This window comes from Cellulomonas marina, assembly GCF_900111925.1.
GTDB classification, from domain to species: Bacteria; Actinomycetota; Actinomycetes; order Actinomycetales; family Cellulomonadaceae; genus Cellulomonas; species Cellulomonas marina.
The window spans coordinates 207806-227324 of sequence record NZ_FOKA01000004.1; the positions used below are offsets into that span (position 1 = coordinate 207806).

General features: G+C 77.5%; 17 protein-coding genes and 1 riboswitch. Of the genes, 11 read left to right on the top strand and 6 right to left on the bottom strand.

The annotated features are described in order from the left end of the window. Window positions 1–15: 15 nt before the first annotated feature. The 4 genes from BM048_RS18435 (at window position 16) to BM048_RS06240 (ending at window position 2087) form a co-directional block, all read left to right on the top strand. A complete protein-coding gene (locus BM048_RS18435; RefSeq protein ID WP_203708879.1) occupies window positions 16–264 on the top strand; it encodes a hypothetical protein in 249 nt (82 codons plus the stop codon). A 241-nt stretch (window positions 265–505) separates the two neighbouring features. Then, window positions 506–1120: a hypothetical protein gene (locus BM048_RS06230; protein ID WP_090031571.1), complete on the top strand. Its 615-nt coding sequence runs from the start codon at window positions 506–508 to the stop codon at window positions 1118–1120. Window positions 1121–1153: 33 nt separating this feature from the next. Beyond that, window positions 1154–1546, top strand: coding sequence for a hypothetical protein (locus BM048_RS06235; RefSeq protein WP_090031573.1), 393 nt, complete (start codon window positions 1154–1156; stop codon window positions 1544–1546). Further along, the gene (locus tag BM048_RS06240; RefSeq protein ID WP_090031574.1) at window positions 1539–2087 is read left to right on the top strand and encodes an MOSC domain-containing protein; all 549 of its coding nucleotides are present in this window, start codon (window positions 1539–1541) and stop codon (window positions 2085–2087) included. Before BM048_RS06235 ends, BM048_RS06240 begins: the two co-directional genes overlap by 8 nt. A gap of 68 nt (window positions 2088–2155) precedes the next feature. Here the strand turns inward: BM048_RS06240 and BM048_RS06245 are convergent, their stop codons facing one another. Further along, window positions 2156–3298, bottom strand: a complete 1143-nt coding sequence (locus BM048_RS06245; RefSeq protein ID WP_139224333.1) for a hypothetical protein — start codon at window positions 3296–3298, stop codon at window positions 2156–2158. A gap of 319 nt (window positions 3299–3617) precedes the next feature. Here BM048_RS06245 and BM048_RS06250 point away from each other — a divergent pair, with 319 nt between their 5' ends. The 5 genes from BM048_RS06250 (at window position 3618) to BM048_RS06270 (ending at window position 8467) form a co-directional block, all read left to right on the top strand. Further along, window positions 3618–4241, top strand: a complete 624-nt coding sequence (locus BM048_RS06250; protein ID WP_090031578.1) for a dihydrofolate reductase family protein — start codon at window positions 3618–3620, stop codon at window positions 4239–4241. 111 nt (window positions 4242–4352) lie between these two features. Further along, window positions 4353–4458: riboswitch (TPP riboswitch) on the top strand. A 49-nt stretch (window positions 4459–4507) separates the two neighbouring features. After that, window positions 4508–5290, top strand: coding sequence for a YkoF family thiamine/hydroxymethylpyrimidine-binding protein (locus BM048_RS06255; RefSeq protein ID WP_090031579.1), 783 nt, complete (start codon window positions 4508–4510; stop codon window positions 5288–5290). After that, a complete protein-coding gene (locus tag BM048_RS06260; RefSeq protein WP_090031581.1) occupies window positions 5287–5910 on the top strand; it encodes an ECF transporter S component in 624 nt (207 codons plus the stop codon). Before BM048_RS06255 ends, BM048_RS06260 begins: the two co-directional genes overlap by 4 nt. Continuing rightward, the gene (locus BM048_RS06265; RefSeq protein WP_090031582.1) at window positions 5907–7619 is read left to right on the top strand and encodes an ATP-binding cassette domain-containing protein; all 1713 of its coding nucleotides are present in this window, start codon (window positions 5907–5909) and stop codon (window positions 7617–7619) included. Before BM048_RS06260 ends, BM048_RS06265 begins: the two co-directional genes overlap by 4 nt. Then, on the top strand, window positions 7616–8467 hold the full coding sequence (locus BM048_RS06270; RefSeq protein ID WP_090031584.1) for an energy-coupling factor transporter transmembrane component T family protein: 852 nt from the start codon (window positions 7616–7618) through the stop codon (window positions 8465–8467). The genes BM048_RS06265 and BM048_RS06270 overlap by 4 nt, the downstream gene beginning before the upstream one ends. Before the next feature lie 36 nt (window positions 8468–8503). Here BM048_RS06270 and BM048_RS06275 read toward each other — a convergent pair whose 3' ends face one another. Both BM048_RS06275 and BM048_RS06280 read right to left on the bottom strand, forming a co-directional pair. Continuing rightward, window positions 8504–10342: an ABC transporter ATP-binding protein gene (locus BM048_RS06275; protein ID WP_203708881.1), complete on the bottom strand. Its 1839-nt coding sequence runs from the start codon at window positions 10340–10342 to the stop codon at window positions 8504–8506. Continuing rightward, complete coding sequence (locus tag BM048_RS06280) at window positions 10335–10565, bottom strand: hypothetical protein (RefSeq protein ID WP_090031586.1); 231 nt, start codon at window positions 10563–10565, stop codon at window positions 10335–10337. Before BM048_RS06280 ends, BM048_RS06275 begins: the two co-directional genes overlap by 8 nt. Window positions 10566–10687: 122 nt before the next feature. Here BM048_RS06280 and BM048_RS06285 point away from each other — a divergent pair, with 122 nt between their 5' ends. Then, a complete protein-coding gene (locus BM048_RS06285; RefSeq protein WP_090031587.1) occupies window positions 10688–11101 on the top strand; it encodes a CoA-binding protein in 414 nt (137 codons plus the stop codon). A 278-nt stretch (window positions 11102–11379) separates the two neighbouring features. Here the strand turns inward: BM048_RS06285 and BM048_RS06290 are convergent, their stop codons facing one another. Genes BM048_RS06290 through BM048_RS18645 form a run of 3 tightly spaced genes read right to left on the bottom strand, consistent with a single transcriptional unit; the run spans window position 11380 to window position 18507 of the window. Beyond that, a complete protein-coding gene (locus BM048_RS06290) occupies window positions 11380–12714 on the bottom strand; it encodes a cellulase-like family protein (RefSeq protein WP_090031589.1) in 1335 nt (444 codons plus the stop codon). Continuing rightward, window positions 12711–15104, bottom strand: a complete 2394-nt coding sequence (locus BM048_RS06295) for a beta-galactosidase (protein WP_090031591.1) — start codon at window positions 15102–15104, stop codon at window positions 12711–12713. The genes BM048_RS06290 and BM048_RS06295 overlap by 4 nt, the downstream gene beginning before the upstream one ends. Next, window positions 15094–18507 carry a DUF5107 domain-containing protein gene (locus BM048_RS18645; RefSeq protein WP_239078874.1) on the bottom strand — a complete coding sequence of 1138 codons (3414 nt, stop codon included), beginning with the start codon at window positions 18505–18507 and terminating at the stop codon, window positions 15094–15096. Before BM048_RS18645 ends, BM048_RS06295 begins: the two co-directional genes overlap by 11 nt. 56 nt (window positions 18508–18563) lie before the next feature. On the opposite strand from BM048_RS18645, the gene BM048_RS06310 reads away from it, so the two are divergent. Continuing rightward, on the top strand, window positions 18564–19469 hold the full coding sequence (locus BM048_RS06310) for an AraC family transcriptional regulator (protein ID WP_090031593.1): 906 nt from the start codon (window positions 18564–18566) through the stop codon (window positions 19467–19469). Window positions 19470–19519: the final 50 nt, after the last annotated feature.

The following is a 19519-nucleotide window of genomic DNA, read 5'->3' on the forward strand; positions in this document are numbered from 1 at the left end:
CGGCGCAACGTCCTGGTGCGCGGCCTCGCCGTGGACGACCTCGTCGGCTCGGTCGTCGTCCTCGACTCCGGCGACGGCCCCGTCCGCCTCGACGTCCGTCGCCCGGCCCGTCCGTGCGCCTGGATGGACGTCGTCGTCGGCCCCGGGGCCTTCCGCGCGATGCGGCGCACGGGCGGCGTCCGCTGCGTCCCCCTCGACGACGGCGTCCTGCGCACCGGCCACGTCACCGTCACCGTCCTGACGCCCGCGCCCTCGGAGCCCTGACGCCCCGCCCCGGCACTGCGGTGCAGGGGCCACGGGGCCCGCCGACCCCCGGCACCCCGCCGCCCGACCTTGAGCCGGCACAGCCCTTTCACCCCGCCGTTCACCCGTTCGGCCGCAGCCACCCGCACGGACGGGCGACATGATCGTCGCGCACCACACGGACCGGTGACGGCCCGCGCGGTGCACGCACGACGCCCGGCCGACCAGGGCCGGGACGACGACGACGTCCAGGGGGCACACCATGACGACTCGTACGCACCTCCGCAGCAGCACCGGCGCCACCGCCGCCCGCCGCACCCGCCGCACCGCCCGCCGCACCGCCGCGGCCGGCCTCGCCGCCGGTCTCCTCCTCGGCCTCGCACCCGTCGCGGCGCAGGCGGCCCCGTCCGCGGGGACGTCCTCCGGATCGTCCGCGGCCGCCACGCCGCTGACGACGCACGGCTCGCTCGCCCAGGACGGCTTCGCCGGCCCGCGCCCGGTCACCTCCGTCACCATCCGACGCGACCTCACGGACGAGTACGACGTCGAGTGGAACGGCTACGTCGCCGACGCCAAGGTCCGCGTCCGCTGCACGCCCCAGGACGGCACGTTCGTCGCGGTCGACCTCCGCGTCGGCTCCGCCGCGGCCGTCGTGGACGCCCACACGTGGCCCGGCACGGTCGTCGCCTGCACCGGCCGCACCCAGACCGTCACCGTGCGCGTGTGGTCCCGCCTCCCCGGCGGGTACCACGGCGACGCCCTCGTCGCAGGCACCTACGCGGCCAGCGCCACGATGACCCGCTACGACGGCTACGACCCTTTCAGCGGCCCCTCCGAGGTCCTCGCGCAGGTGCGCACGACGGCGCGCATGTCCTGACGGCCTTGCGCGCGCGCCTCCTATGCTCGCCGCGTGGGCGAGGACTGGGTGGAGCACCGACGCACCGGCGACCGCGAGCTGCTCGGGTGGATCCGGCCCGAGGGCGACGAGGTCGTCGCCGTCGACCGGCTCGGCCGCGACCTCACCGCCCCCACGGGCTGGTCCGAGGCCGAGGAGGCCCTGGACGCCCGCGGGCTGGGGTGGCTCGCGGGGGTCTGGGAGCTCCGGCGCGACGACGGCCGCGTCGAGCGCGTGCGTCTGACCGAGGTCGGCACCGACCGCGTCGTGGTCTCCACGGACGACCACGGCGCGGTCGACGTGCCGACGCGCCGCACCGTCCTGCCCCTCCCGGCGCCGCCGTCCCTGCGTCCCTTCACCGGCGACGCCCAGGTCGTGGACGCGCTCGGCCGGCACGCCCATGACTGAGCGCGCGACCGTCGTCGCCGTCAGCCGGTCCGCCCGGCACGGCTTCAGCAAGCCCACGACGGGCAGCATCGACCTCGTCGAGGGCTGGGGCGTCGAGGGCGACGCGCACGCCGGCGTGACGGTCCAGCACCGGCACGACAAGCGTTACCACCCCGAGCGCCCCAACCTCCGCCAGGTGCACCTCCTGGCCCAGGAGCTGCTCGCCGAGGTCGCCGCCGAGGGCTGGGCCGTCGACCCGGGCGGGCTCGGCGAGAACGTGACCACCCGCGGCGTCGACCTCCTGGCCCTGCCCACGGGCACGGTGCTGCACCTCGGCGGCACGGCGGCGGTCCGGCTGACCGGTCTGCGGTCCCCCTGCCGGCAGATCGACGGCCTCGCGCCCGGCCTCATGGCGCGCCTCGTCGGACGCGACGCGGACGGGGGCGTGGTCCGCCGCGCCGGTGTGATGGCGGTGGTCGTCGCCGGCGGCCCCGTGCAGGCGGACGACACGATCGTCGTCGAGCGCCCGCCCGGGACCCCCGTGCCGCTCGGACCCGTCTGACAGCCGCGCCCGCCGCCCGACGAGCGCGACGCCGCGACGAGCGGGGTCCCCGACGAGCGCGGCGGCCCTCAGCCCCCCGCCGCCGCCTGCACCGGGTCGAGCTGCACCTGCAACGCCGTGAGGTCCGCGGCCAGCGCCTCGACGCGCGCCCGCTCGGCCGCCGTCGCCGCCTCCGCCGCCTCCAGGGCCGCGAGGCGCGGCGGCAGCGCGGCGTCGTCGCGTGCGAGCAGATCCGCCGCGGTGGCGAGCGTGTCCTCGGCCGGCGCCATCGGCAGCTCCGTGCCGTCCCACCACGTCCAGGACAGCAGCAGCCCGTCCCGCTCGGCCGCTCCCATCGCCGCCACCTCCGCGGACTTCGCGGTCCAGGCCTCGCGGTACACGTCGCGCGACGCCGCGTCCCGCTCGTACAGCGCCCGCGCCTGCGCGTCCGCGCCCTCCCGTGCGACGAGGGCGTCCGACGCCGAGCGGATCTCCGCGGCCGTCGCGTCCAACGCCCCGCGCCACGCCGCGTGCACCCCGACGAGCGCGGCCCGGTCCTCGACGAACCGCCCCCAGGCCGCCTCGAGCGCGGGGTCGAGGCCGCCCTCGCGCCACGCCTGCATGCCGAGGTAGGCGAACAGCTCCGTCGGCCGGCTCTCGGGACGGTCCCCGACCGAGCCGGCGAGCTGCGCGTGCAGGCGGTCCTCCGCCGGCACGGCGGCGAGCGCCGCCTCCAGCAGCGGCACCAGGCGCGCACGCTCCTCGTCGCCGAGCCGTTCCCAGCCCGCGTGCAGCGTCTCGTGGGCAGCGGTCTCGACGACGGACCCCCGCAGCCGCTCGTCCGCCGGCCGGTACAGCACGATCGAGTCCTGCGCGCCGCGCTGGTAGCAGCCGACCGCCACCCCGCTCGGGGCCCCGGGATCCGCGCCCGGATCCGTCCCGGTGCCGTCGCTGCGCCGCCCGACGAAGGTCGCCGCGTCCAGCAGCTCCGGTCGCGCGGCGACGAACAGCTCGCGCCCCTCGGTCGACAGGTGCGCCTCGTCGGCCAGCGCCGCGACCTCCGCGGAGGGCGCGGGGACCGCGACGGCCCCCGTCGGCACCAGGTCCTCGACGAGGTCCCGCACCGCGCCCGACGGCAGCGCCTGGACGAGCCCGTCCGTGCCGGCGCCACCCGCGCCGGTGAGCCACACCGCCGCCCCCAGCGCCCCCGCGGCGACGACGAGTCCCGCCATCGCGCCCGCCCCGCGACGCCGACGAGGCCGCCCGGGACCACCCGTGGCCGCGCCTGTGACGGGGTCTGCCGACCACACGTCGGCGCCCGTCGTGGGCGGGGACGACGGGTGGGGCGGCAGCACGGTCACCATCAGATCATCGGCCGGGTGCCGGAGGGTGTGACCGCAGCGGGTGAAGCCTGGCGCGGGACCACCCGTCCGCGCGCTGCGACGCGGGCCCACGAGCCCCACCGACGGCCGATGACTCCGGGCCCGTCTCCGGGTCTGCACCCCTGAAGCACCCGCACCCGGCGGACGCGACCGTCCGAGGAGGACCTGCGTGGCCACGATCGTCAGCACCCTGTTCAGCGCCCTCGACGGGGTCGTCGAGATCGACCCCGCCTGGCACTTCCCCTACTTCGACGACCGCATGGGCGCGGCGGTCGGCGAGGACTACGAGGACGTCGACGTCCTGCTCCTCGGCCGCGTCACCTACGACAGCTTCGCCGGCGCCTGGCCGGAACGGGAGGCCGCCGGCGGTGAGGACGCGGGGTTCGCCACCCAGCTCGGCGACACCCGGAAGGTCGTGGCGACCCGCGGCAGCGGCGACCTCGGCTGGCGCAACGTCGAGGCCGCCCCCGACGTCGTCGCCGCGGCCCGCGCGCTCAAGGACGACCCCGCGGTCGGCAAGGTCCTCGTCCCCGGGTCGATCTCCGTGGTCCGGCAGCTGCTCGCCGCCGGCCTGCTCGACGAGCTGCGCCTGCTCGTCCACCCCGTCGCCGCACGGCACGGTGAGCGCCTGTTCGACGAGGGCGAGGACATCCAGCCGCTCCGCCTGCTGCGGTCCGACGTCTTCCCCACCGGCGTCGTCCGTCTCTGCTACGCCCCCGCGGAGCTCCCCGGCGCGCAGGCCTACGAGGACGTGACCGACAAGGTGCCGGGCGCCGGCGACGACCCCCGCTGACGGGTCACGACCGCCCCACGGGGCGCCAGGGAGGAGCGGCAGTCCGCCGGGTCTGCCGCTCTGCTCACGAGCACCGGGGCGTGCGTTCGGCGGTGGCGATCCGCTACGGTCGGCGCACCCCCGGGGAGCGCTGAGGAGCGCTGAGAGTGCGGACGGTCCGCAGACCCGTGAACCTGATCCGGTTCGTACCGGCGTAGGGAGCAGGGCACCACCTCGACGCGCGTCGAGGTGGTCTCGACGTACCCACGGGCCCGAAGGGGACCGCCATGAGCACCACCACGACCGAGCGCCGGCCCGTGCCGGACGCCACGGGCGCGACCAGCACGACCACCGGCACCGCCAGCACCGACGCCACCCCGCAGACCCTCGGCATCGGGATGCGGTTCAGCCTGCACCCGCACACCGACCGGTTCGTCGAGGTCATCCTTGGCGCGCTCGACGACGCGGCCGCCGCCGGCCTCACCGACGGTCTCGTCCTGGAGACCGACGATGTCAGCACCTACGTCGGCGCCCGCGAGACGCCCGCCGAGGAGCGCCTCGTCGCCTACCTCGCCGGCATCCTCACCGCCGCTCACCGGCGCACCGGCGGCGGGCACGTCGTCGCGCACGCGCTGCTCTCTCGCGGCTGCCCCGGCGAGGTGACGTGCGACCTGACGGTCACCGGCCTGCCCACCACGCCGCCCGTGCGGCTCGCCCCGACCGGAGTGCCCGCCGTCGCGCAGTGGTCGCTCTACCCGCTGCTCGACGAGGGCGGCGTCCACAGCGGCAGCGCCGACGGACCCGTCGGCGACCACATGGTCCACATCGAGGCCGCCATCGCCGCCGCCCGCGACCGCGGCACCGCGACCGGTGCGGCGCACTACGCCACCCGCCTCTCGGGCGACCTCGCCGACGTCCTCGCCACCGCCGCCGACGCGTGGGCGCAGGTCGGCGCGCACGTCCCGCACGTCGTCACGCACCTCACGGTCTCCCTCGGCTCGCCGACGACGACCGCCGCCAGCACGACGGCCACCACCACGACCACCACCACGACGGGGGCCGACCGGTGACCGCCACCTCCGCCCCCACCCCGACCGGCGCCCGCCGCGGGTCCTGGTCGCTGCGCGAGCTCGTGCTCGTCGTCGTCCTCGGCGTCGTCTTCGGGTTCGCCTACTGGGCGCTCGTCCAGGGCTGGAACGGCCTGAGCATCGCCATGGGCCCGGCCGGCGACCTCGCGCAGCACCTGCTGCTCGGCGGCTGGCTGCTCGCGGCGCCGCTCGCCGTGGCGATCGTGCGGCGGCCCGGTGCCGGCGTCCTGGCCGAGGTGCTCGCCTCCGTCGTCGAGGTCGTCTTCCTCGGCTCGCCGGTCGGGCCGCTGCTCGTCGTGTCCGCGCTGCTGCAGGGCGTGGGCAGCGAGCTGCCGTTCGCGCTCACCCGCTACCGGCGGTTCGGCTGGGCCACCTTCGCGCTGTCGGGGCTGTGCGGCGCCGGGCTCGTGTTCTTCTTCTCGGCCTTCCGCGCCGGATGGTACGGGCAGGACCTGCTGCTCCTGCGGTTCGGCCTGCAGGTGGCCAGCGGCCTCGTGCTCGGCGGGCTGCTGGCCAAGGTGCTCGTCGACGCGCTCGCCCGCACCGGCGTCGTCGACAACTACGCCATCGGCCGGGACGCCCTGCGCCCCGGCGGCCGGTGAGCACGCCCGCGCTCGCGCTCGACGACGTCACGGTCCGGTTCGCACGCTGGCCCCGGCCCGCCCTGCAGGGGGTCGGCGTGCGGCTGGACCCCGGCGAGCACCTCGTCGTCCTCGGCCCGTCCGGGTCGGGCAAGTCGACGCTGCTCGGCGTGCTCACCGGCGCCGTCCCGCACGCCGTGCACGCCGAGCTCACGGGGCAGGTGGCCCTGGCCGGCGGGGCGACGGCGGCGACGGGCGTCGTCGAGCGCTCCCGCCACCTCGGCGTCGTCGCGCAGGACCCGGGTGCGGCGGTCTGCCTGCCGTCGGTGGAGGCCGAGCTCGCGCTGCCGCTGGAGAACCGGGCGGTCCCGCCGTCCGCGATCGGCCCGCGCGTGGCCGCGGCGCTCGCGCGGGCCGGCGTGGCGCACCTGCAGGACCGGGCGACGACGACGCTCTCCGGCGGGGAGCTGCAGCGCGTGGCGCTCGCCGCGGCGCTCGTGACCGACCCCGCGCTGCTCCTGCTCGACGAGCCGACGTCGATGCTCGATCCGGCCGCCCTCGCCGCCGTGCGCGGGGCGGTCCGGTCGGGCGCCGGCACGGGGGACGGCGCCCGGCCCGGTCCGGCCGTCGTCCTCGTCGAGCACCGCCTGGACGAGTGGGCCGGGCCCGAGGGCGTCGCCGGCCTGCCCGCCCGAGCCCTCGCGCTCGACGCCGACGGCCGCGTCCTGGCCGGCGGCCCGACCGCCACCGTCCTGCACGCCCACGCCGCGGAGCTGCACGCCGCCGGCTGCTGGCTGCCGCTCGAGGCGGAGCTGCTGGCCGTCACGGGGCACCACGGCGGGCTGGGCAACCCCGCGGTCCAGGCCTGGCTCACCGCGGCGTCCGGCTCCGACGCCCCTCCAGGGCCCCGGGACCAGGGTGACGAGGTGCTCGTCGCCCGCGGTCTGGCCGTCGGCCGCAGGGCCACCCGCCGCCGCCCGTGGCGCCGCCGTCGCGACGCCCCGACCCCACCACCGGGCCCGCCGCCCGGTGCCGTCCTCAATGACGTCGACCTCGTGCTGCGCCGCGGCGAGGTCGTCGCGGTCCTCGGCGCCAACGGCGTCGGCAAGTCGACGCTGCTCCTCACGCTCGCGGGCCTGCTGCCCCCGCTGGCCGGGACCCTCGACGCGGCGCCCGCGGGCCTCGTCCCGCAGGACCCCGAGCACGGGTTCGTCGCGCACACCGTCACACGCGAGCTCGCGCACGGCCTCCCGCCGGACCGCGCCGCGGTCGCCGTCCCCGAGCGCCTGCGGCGGCACCGGCTCGAGCACCTCGCCGACGCTGACCCGTTCCGCCTGTCCGGCGGCGAGAAGCGGCGCCTGGCCCTGGCCGCGATGCTCGCGCACGGGCGTCCGCTGCTCCTGGCCGACGAGCCCACCCTCGGCCTCGACCACCGCGACACCACCGCGACGCTGACCACCCTGCGCGCCGCGGCCGACGAGGGCACCGCCGTCGTGCTGACCAGCCACGACCTGCGCAGCGTCGTCGCCGTCGCCGACCGGGTGCTCGTCCTGGCCGACGGGCGCCTCCTGGCCGACGGCCCCACCGCCGCCGTGCTGCGCGACCGGTCCGTGCTCGCGCGCGCCGGCCTCGCGCTGCCGCCGCTCGTCGCCTGGCTGCTGGCGCACACCACGGACGGCGAGACCCCCGCCCGCACCCTGCGCCGCCTCGACGGGGAGCACCACGCATGACCGCGACCACCGTGCCGGCCGTGGACGGGACGGGCACCGGGGCCGCGACCGCCCCCTGGCGGCGCGACGTCACGCCGTCCGTGCTCGCGCGCCGCAACCCGACGGTCAAGCTCGTCCTGCTCACGGTCGTGTCGGCCGCGGTGCTCCTGGTGCTCGACCCGGTGACGCCGCTCGTGCTCTACGCGCTCGCGCTGGTGGGCGTCGCGGCGGCCGCACGCGTGCCGGCGCGCACGCTCCTCGTCGCGCACGGGCCGCTGCTGGCGTTCGCGGGCGGCGTGCTCGTCGTCAACGCGGTCTCGCGGCCGGGGCCGGTCGTCTGGTCCGGGCCCGGGCTCGAGGTGACGGCGCCCGGGCTGTCGGTGGGCACCGCCCTGGCCGCGCGGTCCCTGCTCATCGGCGTGCTCGCGCTGGGCTTCGTCCGGTCGACCGATGGCCCGACCCTGCTGGCCAGCCTCCAGGCCGACGCGCGCCTGCCCGCGCGCCCGGCGCACGCCCTCCTGGCCGGCTACCGGCTGCTGGAGGAGATGCCCCGCACGTGGGCCCAGGTCCGCCACGCGCACGCCGTGCGCGCTCCGCGCCGCCGCGGCGGGCGGCCCGCGCTGGGCGTGCGCGCGCACGGCCGGATGGTGTTCGGGCTGCTCGTGTCGTCCCTGCGCACCGGCGAGCGGCTGGCCGCCACCCTCGAGCAGCGCGGGCTGGGGCTCGGTCCGCGGACCGTGTGGCGACCCGTCCGGCGCGACCGCGGCGACGTCGTGCTGGCCCTCGTCGTCCTCGGCACGCTGGCCGCCGTCCTGCTGGTCAGCGCTCGGCTGGGGCTGCTCGCCGGGCCCGGCGCCCTCACGGGCTGACCCCGGCCGGCCGGCGTGGCCCGCCGACAGGGCCGCTCAGACCAGCAGCTGGTGCTCCGCGAGCTCGCGGTACAGCGGGCTGGTGCCCAGCAGCTCGGCGTGCGTGCCCGTGGCGACGACGCGGCCGGCCTCCATGACGACGATCTGGTCGGCGTCGGCGACCGTCGCCAGGCGGTGGGCGACGATGAGGACCGTGCGCTGCTCGGCGGCGGACCGGATCGCCTCGCGCATCGCCTGCTCGTTGCGGCCGTCGAGGCTGGCGGTCGGCTCGTCGAGCAGGAGCAGCGGTGCGCCGCCGATGAGGGCCCGCGCGATGGCCAGCCGCTGACGCTCCCCGCCCGACAGGCCGACGCCGTCGTCGCCGAGCACGGCGTCCAGGCCAGCCGGGTGCTGGTCGACGCGGTCGAGCAGGTTCACCGCGTCCAGGGCACGCCGGCACGCCGCGTCGTCGGCGCCGGGGGCCGCGAGCAGCAGGTTGTCGCGGATGCTGCCCGCGAGCGCCGGGGCGTCCTGCTCGACGTACCCGATCCGGCTGCGCAGCACCGCGCGCGGCAGGGCCCGCACGTCCGCACCCTCGAACCGGATGACGCCGGCGTCGGGCTCGTAGAAGCGCTCGAGCAGCGCCAGCAGCGTCGTCTTGCCGGCGCCCGACGGCCCGACGACCGCCGTGATCGACCCCCGCGGCACCGTGAGGGTGACGTCCCGCAGCACGGGCTCGTCGCCGTAGGAGAAGGAGACGCCGGCGAGCTCCACGGCCGGCGCGTGCACGGTCGCCACCGGCGCGCGGACGCCGTCCAGGTCGCCCTCGTCGTCGTCCTCCGACGGGAGCGCGAGCACCTCCTGGATGCGCGCCAGCGCCCCGAGGGCGGAGCGGACCGTGACCACTGCGCTGAAGCCCTGCCCGAGCGGCATGAGCATCATGAACAGGAACAGGATGAACGTCACCAGGTCCGCGACGGTCAGCGTCCCCGCCGCCACCCGGTACCCGCCGACGCCGAGCACCGCCAGGAACGCGCCCTGCACGGCCAGCCCGCTGACCGGCCAGAGGATCGCGCCGATCCGCGCGACGCGGACGCCCAGCACGTAGGCCGCCTGCGCGTCCTCCTCGAGGCGCCGACCCTCGCGCTCGGTGGCGCCCGAGGCGCGGACGGTCCGGAGGCCGGACAGCGCCCGCTCGACGCCCGCCGCGACGCGGCCCACCGCCTCCTGGGACTGCTTCGTCAACGTCTGGATGCGCCCGCTGGCGACGACGACCGCCGCCACCGCGACGAGGATGACGCCCAGCGTGATGCCGAGCAGCACCAGGTCGAGCAGCGCCATCGCCACGATCGCGCCGACGAAGACGATGGACCCGCCGAGCGCGTCGACGAGCCCGCCCGTCAGCGCCGAGCGCACGAGCGTGGTGTCCGACCCGACGCGGGAGACGAGGTCGCCGGTCCGCCGCACGTCGTACTCGCGCACCGGCAGCCGCAGGAGCTTGGCCAGCAGCCGCCGCCGCGCACCGAGCACCACGCCCTCGGCCGTGCGCTCCAGCAGGTACTGCTGCACGGCCCCGACGAGCCCCGCGGCGACGACGAGCGCGACGAGCAGCCCCACCGCCGACCGGTCGAGCGCCCCGGAGCCGACGCTGCCGATGGCCCGGTTGACCATGAGTGGCTGCGCGAGGCTCAGCCCGGCGCCGAGGAAGGACACCACCACGACGACGCCGAGCACGGCCCGGTGCTCGCCGAGGTAGGACAGCAGGTCCCGCAGCCGGGCCGGCGGCGTGGTGTCGGGCGCGGGCGACGTCGGGTCTGGCGCGGGCGACGAGGCGGCCGTCGGCGACGAGACCGACGCCTGCGAGGACGCCGACGCAGCGGCCGGCGCCTCAGCCACGGCCGAACCTCGATCCCCCGTAGCGCTTGTGCACGGCCTGCCGTGTGACGCCCAGGGCCGCGGCGATCTGCTCCCACGTCGCCCCGCCGACGCGCGCCCGTCGCACGACCGTCGCCTCCGTGCGGTGCACCTCGCGCTGCAGCTCGGCCACGGCGGCCAGGGCTCGCAGCGGGTCCTCGTCGCCGGCCTGCGCCACGAGTGCGCTCATGGTCTCCACCCCCATCGTCGCCTCCTCCGCTCGTCGTCAACGTAGGTTGCCGGAGGGCGGCTGTCAACGGTGGTTGACCGCTGCACCCGTAGCGCGCCCGCCTTGCCCTCCCGCCCCGAGCGCGGTGAGGTGGCCCCATGACCGACGACGACCTGGTCCAGCACCTGCTCACCACGCCCGGTCGGTGGGCCGTCGTCGGGCTGGGCGACAACCCCTCCCGGCCGGCGTACGGCGTCGCCCGGTACCTGCAGGAGCTGGGCCACGAGATCGTCCCGGTGCACCCGCGGGCAGAGACCGTGCACGGCGCGCAGGGCTACCCGACGCTGGCGGACGTACCGGGACGGATCGACGTCGTCGACGTCTTCGTCGCGAACGAGCGGGTGGGCGGCGTGGTGGACGCCGCGATCGAGGTCGGCGCGCCGGCCGTGTGGCTGCAGCTCGACGTGCACGACGCGGAGGCCGAGGAGCGCGCCCGCGCGGCCGGCCTCGACCTCGTCACCGACCGCTGCCCGGCCATCGAGGGCCGCCGCCTGGGCCTGCCGCGCGCCTGACACCCACCGGTCGGCGCGCGGCAGGCCCGCTTCTGCCAGCCGTCGGCGTCCGCCTCAACGTCCTGATGTCGTCTTCGCCCATGCAGGAGGCGGATCGCGTCGCTCACGGCGCCCACCTGCCGGGTCCCCGCCGAGGTACCACGACACGCCGTCAGCACAGCCTCCGGTGCGGTATCTCGACGTAGCGCCGCGACCGAGGTCGCGCCCGCGACTGCTCGGAACCAATCGACGGCGGCCCGTCCCGCCACAGCAGGCCGCCACCCGCCGTGGGGAGGACGTCACTCCCGACGGCCCCCCAGCAGCACTGCCGTGCACTCCCGCTGCAGCTTCGCGTCGGCCCACATGGCGTGGTGCGGGGCCGCGTTGGAGCACACCACCGACCCCCAGGCCCCGACGCGGTCCGCGAGCGCGACGGCATCGCGGCACAGCTCCGCGCCGACCGGCCCCTCCTCGAACCGGCAGTCGCGCGGCGTGTAGCCGACCCAGCCCTCCCCCAGCACCAGCGGCACGGCGAGCCGGGCGGCGTGGTCCGCGGCGACGCCGATCCACTCGCGCAGCCGCTGCGCCATCGCCAGCCGGTGGGCGCCGTACCGCTCGTGGAGCCAGCGGTCGACGGCCTCCGGGTCGCACCAGTCGTGCACGTAGACCTCCGCGTGCCCGACGATCGACGCCTGCCGCTTCCACTCCTCGTCGGCGGGCGGCCGCCAGTCCGCCAGCCGGGGCGCCCCCGGACGCAGCAGCTCGGCGTCCGCGCGCGCCTGCGGGAAGTCCGCGGGGTCGCCGCGCAGCGCGAACTCGGCCACGAGGTCGTCGAGCACGCCGTGGACGTACGGGTGCACGACGAGCGCGGTCGCGTTGCGCGGGATCCCCCGCATCGCGGTGACCGGCACGGCCGCGTAGTTCGGCCCGCACAGCACGTCCGGGTGCCGAGCGGCGAACGCGGCGATGCCCTCCTCGTGGCGCTCGCGCAGCTCGACGACGGGGTCCTCGAGCCCCGGCAGCCCGGCCGTCAGGTGCCCGGCCTGGACCTCGTTGTGCAGCTCGACGAGAGCCAGCGTATGACCGAGCCCCTCCGCCACGAGCAGGTCGACGAGGTCGGCCATCGCCTCCCCCAGCTCGACGAGCCGCCGCTCTGGCGGGACGGCCTGCAGCGCGTCGTGCCACGCGCGGTCGGCGGCGAAGGCCGGGCTCTGCTGGTACTCCCACGACGAGGCGATGACGACCACCCCGTGCCGGTCGGCCGCCCGGAAGAAGGCCAGGAGGTGCGCGCGGACGTCGAGCGTCGTGGGCGCGGCCACGTCGTACCAGCGCACCCGGCCCGCGTAGCCCCCGCCGATCGGCCCCAGCCGCAGCGCGGACGTGTCGAGCCCGGAGCGGAACAGCAGGAACGGCATCGCGCAGATGCGCACGGCGTTGTAGCCGAGCTCCCGGGCGCGGGCGAAGGCGGCGTCGAGGTCCTCGAACGGCTCGCCCGATCCCGTGCGCACGTACCAGGAGAAGTCCCACAGCGTGATCGCCAGCCGCGGCGGCAGGTGGTCGGGCACGCCGGGCGGGTGCGCGACGAGCCCGTGGCCGCGGCTGTCGTCACCCGTCGTCACCATCGTCGGCCTCATGCGTCCGTCCCCTCGTCGTCACGGCCGTCTCCCACCTCGAGCACCACGCGGGCCACCCGCACGACGTCGACGCTCTCGACGTGCACCCCGTCCGGCACGTCCCGGACCGACGGGTGCACCCACACGCCGGTGGTGCGGCGCCACGGCAGGAGCTCCAGCGTGACACCGCGCGCGGCGACGGCCTCCCGGTGCCGCGTGAGGTCGACGTCCCACGGGCGACCGTGCCAGAAGTGGTCGCCCACGACCTCGTCGTCGACGAGCGCCCGACCCACGTCCCCGGTCCAGGTGACCCGCAGCAGGGCGCGGTCGACGCCGTCGAGCGCCTCCGGCGGGAGGGTGAGCGGCAGGCGCGCCGCGCCGGACAGGTCCTCCGGCGCCGCGAGGCGACCGGCGGGCCCGCCGCGGCGCGGCGCGGGTGCGGTGGCGTGCGGGTGCAGGTCCGCGGCGACCGGGCGGGTCCCGGCGGCGTCGGTCCGCAGGCGCCACGTCGTCCACGGCCCGTCCGTCGTCGGCTCGTCGAGGACCGCGACATCGCCTCCCGCGACCGCGAGCCCGCCCGGCGCCGGCAGGACCGCCAGACGCACCTCCGGCTCGGACGTGTGCACGACGAGCCGCCCGTCCTCGACCCGCACCGGCGCGTCGGCGAGGACCAGCCGCTCGCGACCCGCCAGGGGCAGCCGGTACAGCCCGTTCGCGGCGGTCTCGTCGAGCACGAGGACGCGGACCCCGGGCAGGCAGAGCAGCGTCCCGGTGCCGCCGGCGGGCAGCGGAGCGGTCCCGGGCTGCCGCACGCGCACGACCGTCACGCCGTCGCCGCGTTCGACGACAAGGCCCTCGTCGCCCGTCGCGGGCACCGGCCCGCGGGGGTCCACCCGCACGTCGCCCTCGAGGACGAGCTGGACCGGCACCCCTGCGACGGCGACGAGCACGACGAGCGGCCCCTCGTCGTCACGGATGCGGGTGAGGAGCTCGGCGGTGGCCGATCGCAGGACGAGGTCGTCGGTGAGCGGCAGGCGCAGGGGCCAGACCGTGGAGACGCCGGCCGGCAGGTCGACGGGCCGCGTGGGTACGACGAGGTCGTCGCCCCCCGCCACCGGCACCGTGAGCCGGACGCCGGGCTGCGCCGGCAGCGGGTCGACGGCGGGAGCGTACGTCGTGAGGAACAGGTACCCGCGGCCGCCGCCCGAACGGACCGACCAGCGCAGCTCCGTCGGCTCGGTGGACCCGCCGCCGATGTGCACGCCCATCGTCGCCAGCGCCTCGCCGTCGTCGGCCAGCCACAGGTGCTGCCGCCGCAGGAGGTGGTGGTGCTCGCGGACCTGGCCGTGCTCGCCGACGGGCGCGTGGAAGTCGTAGGAGCGGGTCGGCACGTCGTTGGGGTAGCCGGTGGCCTGCGACTCCTGCTCGGTGCCGTGCGGGCCGGTGCGCTGCGTCCCGCCGGCGTACAGGTAGTAGCCCTGCCAGGCCGAGCCGCTGCCGATCTTCGCCAGCGCGAGCGCGGCGACGTCGCGCGGGGCCACGAGCGGCCGCCGGTGGTAGGCCACGTGCATCCCGCCGCCGAGCTCGCAGGTGGCGAAGGGGGTCGTGGGCGAGGTGGCGGTCGCGCCCCCCGGCGCGCCGCCGCCGGCCGGGGCCTCGCCGTCGGCCCCCGTGCCGTCCAGGGCCGCGCGGACGTCGGCTCCCACGCCGAGGTCGTCGCGCACGGTGCTGTAGCGGAAGTGCACGGGCGCGAACGCCGGCTGCTCGACGTCGTCCTCCTCCCAGAAGCCGTCGACGTAGGCGCTGTACACGGGCAGCACGGTCGACGGGAGCCGCGCCCCGCCCCAGCCCGTGGCGGTCCAGAGCGGCACCCGCAGGCCGAGGTCCTCGGCAATGCGGCGCAGCTCGGCGAGGTGCTCGGGCGCGTCGTAGAGCTCGTTGTCGACCTGCGCCGCGACGACCGGGCCGCCGTCGGGATGCGTCAGGCCGCGCACCTGCGCGACGACCTCCCCGTACAGCCGGCGGACCAGCGCGAGGTACGCGGGATCGTTGGTGCGGGCGGGGACGCCGGACTCGACGACCCAGTCCGGGAACCCGCCGTACCGGGCCTCGCCGTGCGCCCACGGGCCGAGCCGGAGCACGACGTCGAGCCCGTGCCGGCCCGCCAGCTCGACGAACGCCCGCAGGTCCCGGTCCCCGTCCCAGCGGAACCGGCCGGGCTCGGGCTCGTGCGCCTGCCAGAGCACGTAGGTCGCGACGGAGGTGAGGCCGCCGGCGCGCGCGTGCCCGAGCACCTCGGCCCACCGCTCGCGCGGCACCCGGCAGTAGTGCACCTCCCCGGTGACGGGGAACCACGGCCGCCCGCCCCGCGTGAACCAGCCCGCGGTGACCCCGATCGCGTCACCGCCCACGGCTGCCGACCTCCTCCTCGTCGAGGGCCGACAGGGCGGCCCGCAGGGCTGCCACGCGGCGGTCGTGGGTCGTCTGCGGGTCCTCGGCGAAGAGCAGCAGCTCCGGCAGGGACGTCGCGAAGTAGTCGACGCGTGCGACCACGCCCGCCTGCGCCTGGACGTACGCGGCGAGGGCGTCGCGGCGGTGCCGGGCCTCGTCGTGGCGGTCGAGCCGATGCAGGGCCGCGATCCCCGCCGCGGAGTCGGTCGACCAGGCCTGCACGGCCATGCCCTGGAAGTCGCCCTCCTGCTCGGCCGCCTCGTTCCAGGCCGCGCGGGCCTCGTCATCGCGCCCGGCGGCGGACAGCGCGTCGCCGAGCAGGAGGTGCTCCCCGGCCGTGGCGGCCAGCGGGTGCTGGGCCTCCCCCAACGAGGGGACGGGCTCGAGCGCCGCACGGGCGTGCGCCACCGCCGACGACGCGGCGCCCGCCGCCAGCGCCGCACGGGCCAGCGCCGCGTGCGCGTCCTCCCATGCCGCCAGCACCCGGCCCTCGCCGCCCTCCCAGGGCTGGAACGACCGCGACGCGAGCACCGCCAGCGCGTCGGCGGCCCGACCGGTGGCGGTCAGCAGCTCGGCGAGACCGACGGACAGGTCGTCCCGCTGCTCGACGAGGTCCGGCCGGGCCTCCAGGGCCGCGACCCGCACCGCCGGGTCGGTGCCGCGGCGCCCCTCGAGCTGGTCGGCCTCGTACAGCAGGCGCGCGTCGTCGGGCGCGGCACGGCGTGCCCGCGCGTAGAGGTCCGCGGCGCGGTCGGCGTCGCCCTGCACCTCCTGCGCCGCCAGGGCCAGGTTGCGCAGCACGACGGGGTCGTCGCCGTCTGCGACGAGCGCGGCCTCCCACGCCGCCACCGCCTCCGGGCGGCGGCCGGCCGCGTAGAGCCGGTGCCCGTGCAGCGCGGCGAGCAGCCCGTCGGCCGGACGCGCCGCCCGCAGCCGCGTGAGCGCGTCGTCCTCCAGGTGCGACGGGAAGCACCACGTGCGGTCGAGCGCCCGGGCGGCCGCGAGCGCGGCGTCGACGGCCGCCCCGTCCCCGCGGGCCAGCGCGAGGTCCGCGCGGTGCACCCACGCGAGCGGCGCGACGTTGCGCTGCCCCGACGGCGTCGGCAGCTCCGCGGCTCGCGCCAGCACCCGCTCCGCGGCCGCGACCTCGCCGGCCGAGGCGTGCTCGAGCGCGACGTCGAGGAGGATCGTGGCGTCCGTGCAGCGGGGCGGCCCGTCCGGCCCTGCGACCCCGAGCCGGTCCGCCAGGTCCCGGGCCCACGCGTCGAGGGGGTCCCGCGCGAGCGTGCCGGCGACGAGGGCGCGGGCGCGGTCCTCGTCGCCCCGCCGGAGCGCCGCCACCGCCGCCAGGTCGCGGCCCTGGACGTGCCACGGGCTGCGGTCGAGCAGCGCCGCCAGCGCCTCGTCGGCCTCCGCGTCCCGCCCCTCGGCGAGGTCGAGGCGCGCGGTCGCCACCACGGACGCGTCCGCCCACCCGGCGTCCCACGACGCCGTGCCGAACGCCGCCCGCGCCTCGGCGGTCCGCCCGAGCCGGGCGAGCACGACGCCGAGCCGGTGGTGCGCCTCCCCGTCGCGGGGGTTCGGGTTGCGGGCGGTGAGGCGGGTGACGGCGGCCCGCAGGTGGGCCTCCGCCTCGTCGAGCCGGCCGTCGCGCTGCCGGCGGGCGGCCAGGGCGGTGCGGCAGCGGGCGTCCCCGGGGTCGCGGCGCAGGGCCTCCTCCCAGTACGGCTCCGGCGAGCGCGTCGCGTGCCGGTACTGCTCGAGGTGCAGGCCCGTCAGGTACAGCTCGTCGACGAATCCGAGCTCGGCGGGTGCCGACGGCTCGGTCGCGGCTGCGGGGAGGTCCGCCGCATCGAGGACCTCCGCCGGCGCGGGACGCGGACGCCACCGCACCAGGACCTCGTCGCCGTGCTCGACGAGCACCTCGCACGCGGTCGGGTCGACGCGCCCCGGCAGCACCACCTCGGCGACGAGCGGGGCGCCCGGCGCCAGGTCGCGCACGAGCGTCTCCGCCACCGCGTCGCCGTGCCGCAGCGTCACGCGCGTGCCGGGCCGCTCGCCCGTGACGACCACGCCGATCCGCACCCGCGTCGTCGCCCCGGCGGCATCGGCGTCGTCGGTCGGGCCCGGCCCGCCCGGGCCGCCCGGCCCGTCCGGCTCGTCCGGCTCGTCCGGCTCGTCCGGCTCGTCCGGCTCCAGGTCCAGCCGGACCGCCGCCTCCCGCGTCGCCTGGTGCACCGGCCCCACGTCCTGGATCGGGTACCAGTACTGCGAGAAGCGCCGCACCTCCCCGGGACGCAGGAACGAGAAGTCGGGCTGGTTGTCGGTGAAGACCCCCGCCATGAGCTCGACGTACGGCCCGTTGGTGTCGGTGAGGTGCGCGTCCCAGGCCTGCCCGAAGGGCGCGTCGCCCCACGTCCACTGCTTCTTGCCCGGTGCGATGCGGCGGTCCGCCCAGTGCACGAACCCCGCGCGGCGGCCGTGGTCGTACCCGCCGAAGAAGTCGTCCTGCGTGCCCACGCACATGTACGACGTCGGGACCGGGATGTTCCGGTAGCGGTCGAGGTGGTCGCCGTCGGGGCGGTCCGGCGTCCGACGGGCCGGGTAGTCGACGCCGTAGTACCGGCCACGCGCCGCGGGGAAGGTCGTCATCGCGCGCCTGGCGTGGTCCGCCACGACCGTGACGTCCGTCGGGAAGAACGACTGGTAGTCCGGCCCGACGGCCGCCGCCACGTTCGCCCACCACAGGAACGTCTGCACGTCCGTCGAGCGGTTGACGAGCACGACCCGCAGCTCCACCAGCGCACTGCCCGGCCGCAGCCGCACGCCGTGCATGCCCTGCATCCGCGCGAAGGGGTCGTGGTCGGAGCACCAGACCGTCACGGCCCCGTCCGACTCCTCCTCCACGACCGTCTCCGTCGGCAGGGACGTCCCGGGCCGGTGGTGCTGCGGCCAATTGAGCTCCACCCCGCCGGAGACCCAGGGGCCCGTGAGCCCGACGAGGGCCGGCTTGATGACGTCGTTGCGGTAGAAGACGTCGTACCCGCGGGTCCGGTCGAGGAGCACGTGGATCCGCCCACCGAGCTCGGGCAGCACCATGAGGCGGACGTAGGCGTTCTCCAGGTGCACCGCGTCCCACGTCCGCGGGGCCTTGGTGCGCGACACGCTCTCGACGAACGGCAGCGGGTACACCGCCCCCGACGAGCCCTGGTACACCCGGCGGTCGAGGTAGGCCGGGTAGCGGCCGGGCTCGCCGACCGCGTAGGTGTCGATGACGACGGGCTCGCGCCAGCCCCGCACCGGCCGGTCGGCCAGGGACGGCGGGGCAGGCGGCAGGTCGATCCGGGACTCCTCGGTGAGCACGCCCCCGACGTTAGGCCCGCTGGACACCCGTGCCGATGGGCGATTGGCTGCCGCGCATGGACGAAGCGACGGTGCATCAGGCCGACAGCACCGCCCGGCGCGACGGCTTCAACGGCCAGCGCATGCTCGTCGTCCCGCGCCCGGTCGTGCGCCGTGCGCTGGCCCGGCCGGTCACGCGGCGGCTCGTCGTCACGGACGCCGGGCTGTTCCCGCACGCTGCCCGGCACGGCCGCTCGCGGCCCGGGGGCGCCGCTGAGCACGTCCTGCTCGTGTGCGCGGGCGGCGCGGGCTGGGTGGAGGCGGCCGGCGCCCGGCGCGTCGTCCCACGCGGCGGCGTGGTCGTCCTGCCGGCCGGTGCGCCGCACGCGTACGGCGCCGCCGACGACGACCCGTGGACGCTCTGGTGGCTGCACGTCACGGGCCCGGACGCCGACGAGCTCGTCGCCGCGGCCGTCGGCGCGGCGGGCGACCGGCCCCTGACCCACCTGCGCGACCCCGCGCCCGTGGCCGGTCTCGTCGCGCAGGCCCTCGACGGGCTCGACGAGGGCACCACCGCCGGTGCCGTGCGCGCCGCCGGGGCGGCCTGGCACGCGCTGGCCCTCGTCGCCGCCACGGGCCACCGCGGCCCGGGCACCGACGCCACCACCGACCCGGTCGAGCGGGCCGTGGCCCACCTGCGGGCGACGACGCCGCGGCGGACCTCGGTGGCGGCGCTCGCGGCCCTGGTCGCCCTCAGCCCCTCGCAGCTCACGGCGCGCTTCCGCCGCGACCTCGGCGTCTCCCCGCTGCGGTACCAGACCGACCTGCGCATGGCCCGCGCGCGGGAGCTGCTCGACACGACCGACCTGCCCGTCCTCGCGGTGGCGCGCGCCACCGGCTACGAGGACGCGCTGTACTTCTCGCGCCAGTTCACGCGGACCCACGGCCAGTCGCCGACCGCGTACCGGGCGCGGCCCCGCTGACGCCGGTCGTGCCGCCGACCGGCCGGAGGTGCGGGAGGGCCGGCACCCGC